Genomic DNA, 9,666 nt, shown 5'->3' with positions numbered 1-9,666 from the left:
CATCTGAATTATCTTATTATTAGCTTCAAATTTCTCACTTAACTAATAATACACCTTTTATTTTAGCGAATTCCGTAATTCAAGTAATCTCGCCAGAAACCATTCTTACTTATTCAATTTTTTATTATACTATTAAGCTTAGATTAATATGTTTGTGTTCAAGAAAACCATAACATGTGCCGTATGATTTGTTACTAACATAACTCACTTTTTATTGTTAACGTCTTTGTGTTATTTTCCAGCCAAATATGATTCAAGTCTGCCCGTTTACATTAAATTGCATTAATAAAGTTTTTTAAATAAAATAAAAATTAAAAATAAACGCATAATATCGCGACTTTTTTGCTTAAAAACCAGCATAGGCGCATAATAATCTTGAAATATTTACCTTATGATTGGAGTAACCTGATGGCTAAATTAACGCTATACCTCATTCGTCACGGACAAACTTATTTTAATATCTACAATAAATTACAAGGTTGGAGTAATTCACCACTAACCAAGCAAGGTTATAATGACGCAAATCTCGCCGCAAATAAAGTTGCTAATGTAGCTTTTGCCGCTGCCTACTCTTCAGATACAACGCGGGCACAAGAAACGGCGGCTGTAATTCTCGACAAGAACCAAGCATCAACTGGCTTGCAAGTTGCACAAAGTACCCCCTTTCTTCGGGAGCAATTTTATGGTTCCTTTGAAGGTGACAACATGGACGAAGTTTGGGCTAAAGTTGGCGCACCAGCCGGTTTAAAAAATTTCAAAGAAATTGTTGATACCTTCTCGATTAATAAGGCTAAAGATATGATGAAAGTTGCCGACCCTTTTCATGATGCAGAAGATAGCTCTGAATATTGGCAACGAGTTGATCAAGCCTTTGCTTTAATTGCTAGTAATCCTAAACTACAAGATGGTGATAACGTTTTAGTCATTAGCCATGGTAATACCCTGCTAAGTTTAATGGAACGTTATGGCGCTGGTAAATTTGACCTTAGTGTCCGACCAGCTAATGGTAGTGTTACCCGCCTCGCCTTTGATGGCAAAACAATCTCTGTTTTAGGTTACAATGAATAAATAAAATCCTTTGAAAGTTGTATGAACTTTCAAAGGATTTTATTGCTTTACGCTTCACAACGCTATTTACCAGCTGTTATACTTAGATACAACATATTTTTTAAGGGGATTTTTATGTTAAAAGAGTTTAAAGCATTTATTTTACGTGGTAATGTCTTAGATTTAGCAGTTGGGGTAATTATTGGGGCTGCCTTTACAGCAATTGTAAAATCATTAGTTGATAATTTAATCAATCCATTAATTGGGCTTTTTGTTCGCAACAGCGCCCTAAACCAGCTCAGCTTCAAGTTAATGGGCGCTAAGTTTACCTATGGTGCCTTTTTAAATGATGTACTTAATTTCTTAATCACCGCTTTCGTAGTCTTCTTGTTAGTTAAATCAATTAACCGACTATTTCCTAAGAAGCCAGTCGACGAAACAGTTGTTGCTAGCGAAGAACTCACTACGCTACAAGAAATTCGCGACCTACTAGCAAAACAAAATTAAACAAAAAGGTTGGCAAGCTTGCCAACCTTTTTTTATTTGATTTTACCAGCTTCTAACCAGAAGCTCGTCTCATAAGCATATGATTTTTGATAAATATCTTTATAGATTTGTAACTGATTTTCTGCTAAGTCCTGATAATTTGGTACTAATTGGTCTAAAGTCGTCCAAGCCCAATTAACGGTCGCTTGATAGGCATCTGAACAGTAATAATTAAGCCATTGCTGATACCCTTGTGCATTGTGCTGAGCCTGCAATGTCTGCGCAATCAGATAATAAGACTCAGTACAAGGTAAGAGTGCAATCAGTCCCGCCACTGGGTCAGCAATTGCTACTGCTTGCTGCATATGGGCTAGGTAGGCTAAATTATGTTGACCAATTGGAATTTCAGACCATTCCTTGCTTGGCGCCAACCCTAGATGGGCATCACTCTCATCATTCCCTAAATTAGGCGCTGAAGCAAAGCCAGCTGGTAAGGCCTGCGTAACTTGGTCTGCTAATTGGATAAACTGGTCTACATAGTAGCTGTCCTGGGCGACATAATAATTACGTTGGGCCTGTGTTAGTCCACCCATCCCCAGTCCCTTAACAAAGGGTAACTTTAGAATCTGGGCCAAATCGGCTTGCCCTTGCGCCAATAAATACTCATGAAAAATCATCATTACTCCCTAACTTACTGACACTAGTTAATTTGGGGTCTGTAACTTTAAAAGTACCCAGTTATCTCAACCACTTTCCTACGTAAGTCTTAACTTATTCAGGTTCAAAGGGTTCAAAAATTTGTCTCAGGTTATTAAGTAACCACCCCTAGTGTCATCTAAGATTTTACCATAAATAAAAAGCGACCAGCTGGGTATCTGGTCGCTTTTCATAATTTAATACTCGCGTATCAAATTTATTTTAGGAGTAGGTTTTATCCAAAGGGTAACCTTTGAACTAGAGTGTATGTTTATCTTACTTGGGGTTTTATTAAAAGAACTTGGGTAATCCTTTCAATACAGTTACTATAAAGCCTCAAAAATAAAATAAGCTTATACAGACAATAAATGAACCATAAACTGCCTATAAACTAACTTGCCCGCTGATTAGTGCATATAGCGCTAAGGCAGCAACAATCGTGATTATTAGCATCAAAGCCATTTCGATTGGCTTAACATTTTTGCCAGCATGTTTACGGGCAAGATAATAGAAAATAAAGCCTAGGACATAGATAATTGTTGCCAGCCACAAATATTGTAAGCCAACAAAGATAATTGCTGATAATTCAAAGGCAGCTGATAAGAAGCCGGGCAAAAAAACACTAAATTTTTTCTGTTGCCAACCGAGTTTAACCATATAGGCCCCCACAAAACTGTAGGTAATAATGATTGCCGATGTACTCATTGAAAAAGCAAAGTTATAGGCTTGATCTGTAAAGACTAGAGTAATTAAGAACAGCTGCATCAAAATTTGGGTAATATACAAAGCATGTGCAGGTGCCTCATATTTGTTTAATGTACCAAACCACTTAGGTAAAAGTCCTTGCTTTGCCATCAAAGAGGTTGATTCAACTGGTAACATCGTCCAAGATAGCCATGCACCAAAAATTGAAACCATTAGACCAAGTGAGATAAAAGCCCCACCAACCGGACCAAGCATTTGCTTAAAGATATATACAACAGCTGGATGTGGCATTTTTACCAATTCTGCCTGACTTAAATAACCAAAAGGTAAAATTGAAATGATAATGTAGATAACCAACAGAGCTAATACACCAATAATTGTTGCTTTTCCTGCATCAGACTTGCGCTTAGCACGGTCAGCCAGCATCGTTGCTCCTTCAATTCCGACAAAGACCCACATCATTGCCATAATCGATCCTTGAATCTGTTTAATGACACCGCCGGTCGTAGCGGTACTAAAGAAGATTTTTCCACCATCCGTGTTTACTGAAACGTTCGCCCAGAAATGTGCGGTAAAAACCCCTGATTTGAAGGAAATTACAATCATTACCATGAAGGCAAGAATTGGAATTAATTTGGTGATTGTCACAATTAAGTTCAAAATTGCGGCACTTTCAATTCCTCGAGAGACAATCCAAGTTAAAAACCATGAAATGATTGAGGCAAATATAATTGCCTCAATACTATTGCCGCTTTTAAAAGATGGAATAAAATAACCAACGGCTGACATCATCATGGTTGCAAAGGCGATATTGCCCAACCAACCTGATAGCCAGTAACCCCAGCCAGACACGAAGCCGGCAAAATCACCAAAACCAGCCCGCGCATAATCCGCAATTCCATTTAATTCTGGCTTATTCAGTACCACATAATTCAAATTCCAAGCCAGCAATAAAATACCAGTTCCAGTGATTAGCCATGCAACTAGCGCAACTCCAGGAGTTGCATTAACTGCCAAAGTAGCTGGCAAATCATAAATTCCTGCACCAATTGCCGATGAAACTACTAACGCGATTAACGCCGGTAAGGCAATCCCTTTTTTACCATATTCGTCCATTAATTAGTCCTATCCTTCAAAATAAAAGTATAACCACTATTGTACACAGTTTATGCGCAAATAAAAAGCATTAATTGTATAAATATACTGATTTAACAAAGAAATATGCAAAAAAATCAATTTTTTCGTAACGATTACCCTTTAATTATAAATAAACCAGCCCATGCTAGCATATTCGCTCTATTTTCACCGCGTATCCTTGCCTTGCTACAAAAATTAAATAAAAATGCAGTGAATTCTAAAATTCACTGCGTTTCATTTTACATTTAAAATTACTTAACCAAGGCGGCCTTAGTTTCTGAAGTTAGGCTATCATTCATGCGACCAGATTTGAAGCCCATCAAATCCAAAGTTACATATTGATACCCCAATTCAAGTAAGGTGCGATTGATTTGTTCAGCATGTGCTAGTAAATCAGCAATTTGCTCACTTGGTACTTCAATGCGTGCCGTTAAATCTTGAACCCGGACACGGATTGTAGCAAAGCCTAACTCACGCAAATATGCTTCGGCCTTTTTGACCCGTTCAATTGCATCAACTGTTAGCTCCGTATTATAGGCAAAGCGTGATGAAAGTGAGCATGACGCTACTTTGTTCCAATTGCTCAAACCTTCTGCGGCTGCCAACTCACGAACATCAACCTTATACATGTCAGCAGTTTGTAGAATTGAGATTGCGCCTTCTTCGTCACGTGCACGTAGCCCAGGACGAAAATCATTGTTATCATCCATAATCATACCATCAAGGACAACATCGGCATGATACTCACCAACTAACTCATTCATCCGTTGATAGAACAACTTCTTCATCCAGTACCAAGAAGCCGGTGTATTATGCTTAATCTCTGCATTTGCCAAATAATCAATCTGCGTTGTAATAACTTCCACATCCATGGTGGTTGCCAAAGCAACGGCCTTATCAAACTCTTCATTCGTAAACAAAACTGAATTAGCGATTACGGCGTAGACATTTTCCTTACCTAAAGCCTCAATGGCTAATTTTAAGGCTAGGGTTGAATCAATACCACCGGAAAAGGCAACTAGTACTCGATTATATTTTTTAATATTTGAAATTGCGGTGTTCTTCTTATCTGTTAAGGTCATTTTCTTAAACTTCTTCCTTTGGATTCTCTAATGCCAGACGGCCAGCAGCTTCAATCTCGATAATTGATTTGCCTGCTTTTCGTGCTAGGGCACTTAATTCATCTGCTTCAAAACTATATTTTTTAATTGCGTTATAGGTCAAAACTTTAACTTTTAACTTACCATAGCTTGTTATTACCGTATTAAAACTACGCTGCATAATCGTTCGTTGCATAACTGACCAACGCAGCCCAATCGTTGTGGTATGTTCAAATAAAAGCTCAGTTACCCTTGCCCTGAATTGCTCGGATAATATTACCGTCAATTCATAGGCCGGACGTCCCTTTTTCATGAAAATTGGGGTAAAGAAGACATCGTAGACGCCCGCTTCCATTAATTCATTCATCACAAAAGCCAATTGTTCGCCAGTCGTGTCATCTAGGTTGGTATGCAATTCCAACACCGTTTCATCTTGCTGCTTTACTTCGCGTTCGCTTTGCTTTGAATCAAAAAGATGAACTCGTAGCGCATTCAAACTACCCGTATCCCGACTACCAAAACCATAACCGGTGTTCACAAGCACTTGTTGACTTGGCATTGAAGTAAATTGTGTAACCAAAACCTTCACTAAGGCCAAACCAGTCGGCGTAATCAATTCAGTCTGTACATCCGTGCGTTGGCGAATCGGAATGTCCGTGCCTTGCCGCATCATCATCACAGCTGGTACTGGCACCGGCATCACCCCATGCGCGACTTTAATGGTACCGGTCCCGTCAACTAACTCTCCGGAAATAACTTGATCAACGCCTAATAAATCAAGAGCGATGAAAGCCCCAACAATATCAACAATTGAATCAATGGCACCGACTTCGTGGAAGTGAACGGCTTCAAGCGGTAAGCCATGCACCTTCGCTTCGGCCCTAGCAATTTCTTCAAACGTGGCTAAAGCCCCAGCTTTTACTTTTTCACTCAAATCACTGGCATTAATGATTGCTTGAATCTCAGCAAGGTTACGACCATGATGATGATGTTCATGCACTTCATCCTCCGCATGTGAGTGATGATGATGGTGATGCACAGGCTCAGTGGCTAAACCATCCTGTTCAGCTAGTGTTAAACCTTCATCAATCGAATGCGCTGAGTCTGTTAAACTTACGTGGAAACTAGTGCCATTAATTGCTGATTTCTTTTCTGAGCGCATATTTAACTCATAGCCGGTCAGTTCTAACTTAGCTAAGGCTGCCTTAAAACTTGCAAAATCAACGCCCAAATCTAATAGAGCACCAATCAACATATCACCGGAGATACCGGAAAATGGTTCTAAATATAATGTTTTCATTGTGCCCCCATGTGGTTAATCATACTTGCTGAATAAGCTGCGCCAAAACCATTATCAATATTTACAACCGTTATCCCAGATGCACAAGAATTTAACATCGTTAACAAAGCTGATAAGCCACCAAAATTAGCGCCATAACCAACACTAGTAGGGACTGCAATCACCGGTCTATCAACTAAGCCACCGACAACACTAGCCAGGGCTCCTTCCATTCCCGCAATCACAATCACCACCTCCGCGCTTCGAATCTCATCGATGCGGGCAAAAAGGCGATGAATTCCAGCAACCCCAACATCATAAATCCGTGTGACTTGATTACCAAAAATTTCTGCTGTCACCGCTGCCTCTTCAGCAACCCCTAAATCTGATGTCCCAGCCGTTACAATCGCAATATTACCAACTATAGTTTCGGGTAGCTCTGTTGATAAAATCTGCGCCCGTTCGTTATAAGTCAATTGAGGGAATGCTTCTTTAACTATTGCCGCCTTTTTTTCATCTAAGCGCGTAACTAAGATTGGCAACTGAGCTTCCAACATAAAAGTAACAATACCAATAATTTCATCAGCGGTCTTGCCAGCGCCATAAATAATTTCTGGATAACCGGTCCGTTTTTGACGGGCAGTATCAATTTTGGCAAAATCAAGGTCAACAAAGCCATCATCTTTTAATAAGTGCTTTGCATCTGCCACCGTCAACTGCTTGTCAGCAATTGCGTGTAATATCTCATTTAATTTCTGGTCTTCCATTGCCTAATCCTCAGCTACAATTACTCCTAAGCCATCAGGAATTACGGTAACTTTTGCAGCTTCGCCTTCCTTAGCATAGGCTAATGCCAGTGCTTCATCTAAATTACTAGCTAATTCCATATGCATATCTGTTACCAATTTAGGATCTACTAAGTCCGAAACCATAATTACCCGGTGATTCACCAGAATACGTGCCAAAATTTGCGCGGTCCATTGGTCAGGAATTGTCTTTAATCGTGGTGTATTAATCGCCTTATCCAAAAACTCCTGTGGATCAGCTACATCAGCAATATTATGATAGAAGCCTTCACCACCATGACCATCACGCATACCAGCTACCATAATAATGGTTCCATGGTCCTTGTTACTAGCTTCAGCTGCTGTCATACCCTTAACCGCTTGATAGATATTCTGATCAAGTGGATAACCACCATTGGTAGAAATCGTAATATCCGATTTAATAGCCTTAACTTGTGACAAAGCAGCCACAAAATCAGTTCCTTCTTTATGCGCAGCTTCTAAATCACCAGCAAAGGAAGCAATAATATGTTTATCTTCATCTAGGACAACATTAATAATAAAAGCTAGATTTGCTTTATGAGCTGCGTAGACCATATCTTCATGAATCATATTATGATGTAAATTACCGGTTCTTGAATGATGGTCATTAATAAATTCACCTGAATGGTTAGCCATAATTGTCTTATATGAAGCAATTCCTGGTAAGACCGACTTACGCCCACCAGAGAAGCCCGCAAAGAAGTGCGACTCGATGAAGCCTTCTGAAATCAACAAGTCAGCTTCAGCGGCAACTTTATTAATAATCAACTCACCACCAGAAGGCAAAGTGCCGATTTTGACCATATCAGCATCAACTTCTGATTTGTGCATAACGATTTCCTCGTTAGCGACAATCTCTTCCCCATACTTATTAATCAATTCGGCTTGTGTTGATGGCCGGTGAAAGCCAGTTGCTACCAAGATGCGGATTCTTGCATCAGGAGCGACCGAGCGTAAGCGCCTTAACAGAATCGGTGTAATAATGTGTGAAGGTACTGGCCGCGTGTGGTCAGAAGAAATGATTACAATATTTTTTTTACCCTGCGCAAGTTCCTCTAGCTTAGGGCTACCAATTGCTTGGTCCAAAGACTGCTCAACTAATGTTTTCTCGTCATACTCAGCCTTATATGTTGCGGCTTTTGAAACCAATTTACCAGCGAAGTTCTCATCTGGTATATGGGCTGTAATTGTCTTTTTATCATACGGTAATGTTACATCAATCATGTTATAAATACCTTTCTGTTCATAAGCTCAAGGAACATCTTATTTCGATTAGCAAAGAAATAATACTTTTTGTTTTACACTGATTTTATAGATGTTTTTATTCGTATGAATTGTTGCCAACATAAGATAATATGGTAAGCTTTCTAAGAGAGTACTATTAGTTGTTGTAATCTCTTGCCCATACTTACTCCTGGGAGGATTATTAAGATGGTTATGAATCACATTGAGTATCTACTTAACTACCTAGAACATGAGGAAATTCCGGTTGTCCGCAAAAAAAGACATACCTATCTTACCTACCATGGTTTCGAAGAGAGTAGTACTTATATCCTAAAAAATGGTATTGTGAAAAATTCGATTATTTTACAAGATGGCCGTGAATTTAACATTTCATACATAGCAAAACCTGATGTTATCAGTCTTCTACGTGATGAAGTCTCAAAATATACCGAGCAACCCTTTAATGTCCGGATCGAGTCAGAATTTGCTGAATTTTATAAGATTGATCGGGTTGATTTTTGGCGCATTGTTAATACTGATGAAGAGCTCCAGGCTTACGTTAAAGAGTATTATCGAACAAAACTTTCCGAAAACATCGTCCGCCTACAACGGATGGTTATGAACGGTAAAGCTGGTGCCGTCTGTGCCTTTCTTTATGAATTAGCTGGTTTATTCGGTAAAAGGCTCCCCAATTACAAGGGTACCTATATTGATTTCATGGTAACAAATGAAGATATTGCTGGCTTCTGTGGTATCAATTCACGCTCCTCAGTTACTAGAATCTTATCTTCACTGCGAAAGCAAGGCGTTATTGATATCGAAAATCATCACTTCGTAATCAAAGACATGGATTATCTACTGGATAACGTTGCCATTTAATAACATAAAAAGTCCTAGAGTCATATAACTGACTAGCTAGGACTTTTTATGTTCTCTATACTTTTAAACCAAAAAATAAAGGGATAACCTAACGGCTATCCCTTTATTTAGTACTCCGAATGCCGGGCTCGAACCGGCGACAACCTGATTAACAGTCAGGTGCTCTACCAACTGAGCTAATTCGGAATAAAGCATCGCGATGTCCTATCCTCGCAGGAGGCGATCCTCCAACTACTTTTGGCGCTACTGAGCTTAACTTCTGTGTTCGGTATGGGAACAGGTGTAT

The 9,666-nt window shown here is 39.3% G+C and carries 9 protein-coding genes, 1 tRNA gene, 1 rRNA gene and 1 riboswitch; of the genes, 3 read left to right on the top strand and 8 right to left on the bottom strand.

What is annotated here, in order from left to right; genetic code table 11:
- The first annotated feature begins 408 nt into the window (after positions 1–408).
- Both TT13_RS09710 and mscL read left to right on the top strand, forming a co-directional pair.
- The gene (locus TT13_RS09710) at positions 409–1,068 is read left to right on the top strand and encodes a histidine phosphatase family protein (RefSeq protein ID WP_027699782.1); all 660 of its coding nucleotides are present in this window, start codon (positions 409–411) and stop codon (positions 1,066–1,068) included.
- A 114-nt stretch (positions 1,069–1,182) separates the two neighbouring features.
- Entirely contained in the window at positions 1,183–1,554 is a 372-nt protein-coding gene (mscL, locus tag TT13_RS09705) for a large-conductance mechanosensitive channel protein MscL (protein ID WP_027699781.1), read from the top strand.
- 32 nt (positions 1,555–1,586) lie between these two features.
- Here the strand turns inward: mscL and TT13_RS09700 are convergent, their stop codons facing one another.
- From TT13_RS09700 to larA, 6 genes are all read right to left on the bottom strand, one after another.
- Positions 1,587–2,213: a TenA family protein gene (locus tag TT13_RS09700; RefSeq protein ID WP_082816223.1), complete on the bottom strand. Its 627-nt coding sequence runs from the start codon at positions 2,211–2,213 to the stop codon at positions 1,587–1,589.
- Positions 2,214–2,268: 55 nt separating this feature from the next.
- Positions 2,269–2,370, bottom strand: a riboswitch (TPP riboswitch).
- Between the two features lie 243 nt (positions 2,371–2,613).
- The gene (locus TT13_RS09695; RefSeq protein ID WP_027699779.1) at positions 2,614–4,050 is read right to left on the bottom strand and encodes a basic amino acid/polyamine antiporter; all 1,437 of its coding nucleotides are present in this window, start codon (positions 4,048–4,050) and stop codon (positions 2,614–2,616) included.
- A gap of 272 nt (positions 4,051–4,322) precedes the next feature.
- Complete coding sequence (gene larE / locus TT13_RS09690) at positions 4,323–5,153, bottom strand: ATP-dependent sacrificial sulfur transferase LarE (protein ID WP_027699778.1); 831 nt, start codon at positions 5,151–5,153, stop codon at positions 4,323–4,325.
- 4 nt (positions 5,154–5,157) lie between these two features.
- A complete protein-coding gene (gene larC / locus TT13_RS09685) occupies positions 5,158–6,471 on the bottom strand; it encodes a nickel pincer cofactor biosynthesis protein LarC (RefSeq protein ID WP_027699777.1) in 1,314 nt (437 codons plus the stop codon).
- The gene (gene larB, locus TT13_RS09680; RefSeq protein ID WP_027699776.1) at positions 6,468–7,217 is read right to left on the bottom strand and encodes a nickel pincer cofactor biosynthesis protein LarB; all 750 of its coding nucleotides are present in this window, start codon (positions 7,215–7,217) and stop codon (positions 6,468–6,470) included. Before larB ends, larC begins: the two co-directional genes overlap by 4 nt.
- Before the next feature lie 3 nt (positions 7,218–7,220).
- Complete coding sequence (larA, locus tag TT13_RS09675) at positions 7,221–8,501, bottom strand: nickel-dependent lactate racemase (RefSeq protein ID WP_027699775.1); 1,281 nt, start codon at positions 8,499–8,501, stop codon at positions 7,221–7,223.
- Between the two features lie 207 nt (positions 8,502–8,708).
- Here larA and TT13_RS09670 point away from each other — a divergent pair, with 207 nt between their 5' ends.
- A complete protein-coding gene (locus tag TT13_RS09670; RefSeq protein ID WP_027699774.1) occupies positions 8,709–9,380 on the top strand; it encodes a Crp/Fnr family transcriptional regulator in 672 nt (223 codons plus the stop codon).
- Positions 9,381–9,493: 113 nt separating this feature from the next.
- On the opposite strand, the gene TT13_RS09665 is transcribed toward TT13_RS09670, so the two are convergent.
- Positions 9,494–9,566, bottom strand: a tRNA-Asn gene (locus TT13_RS09665).
- Positions 9,567–9,571: 5 nt separating this feature from the next.
- A 5S ribosomal RNA gene (gene rrf, locus TT13_RS09660) occupies positions 9,572–9,666 on the bottom strand; the annotation flags it as partial.

Origin of the sequence: Weissella oryzae SG25 (assembly GCF_000691805.2) — a bacterium.
In the GTDB taxonomy this organism is placed as follows: Bacteria; Bacillota; Bacilli; order Lactobacillales; family Lactobacillaceae; genus Weissella; species Weissella oryzae.
This window is presented reverse-complemented; position numbering and strand designations above follow the sequence as displayed.

Excerpts from the sequence above, each read along its gene's own strand:
- TT13_RS09710 (WP_027699782.1), top strand. The coding sequence starts at position 409 with ATGGCTAAATTAACGCTATACCTCATTCGTCACGGACAAACTTATTTT.
- mscL (WP_027699781.1), top strand. The coding sequence starts at position 1,183 with ATGTTAAAAGAGTTTAAAGCATTTATTTTACGTGGTAATGTCTTAGAT.
- TT13_RS09700 (WP_082816223.1), bottom strand. The coding sequence starts at position 2,213 with ATGATGATTTTTCATGAGTATTTATTGGCGCAAGGGCAAGCCGATTTG.
- TT13_RS09695 (WP_027699779.1), bottom strand. The coding sequence starts at position 4,050 with ATGGACGAATATGGTAAAAAAGGGATTGCCTTACCGGCGTTAATCGCG.
- larE (WP_027699778.1), bottom strand. The coding sequence starts at position 5,153 with ATGACCTTAACAGATAAGAAGAACACCGCAATTTCAAATATTAAAAAA.
- larC (WP_027699777.1), bottom strand. The coding sequence starts at position 6,471 with ATGAAAACATTATATTTAGAACCATTTTCCGGTATCTCCGGTGATATG.
- larB (WP_027699776.1), bottom strand. The coding sequence starts at position 7,217 with ATGGAAGACCAGAAATTAAATGAGATATTACACGCAATTGCTGACAAG.
- larA (WP_027699775.1), bottom strand. The coding sequence starts at position 8,501 with ATGATTGATGTAACATTACCGTATGATAAAAAGACAATTACAGCCCAT.
- TT13_RS09670 (WP_027699774.1), top strand. The coding sequence starts at position 8,709 with ATGGTTATGAATCACATTGAGTATCTACTTAACTACCTAGAACATGAG.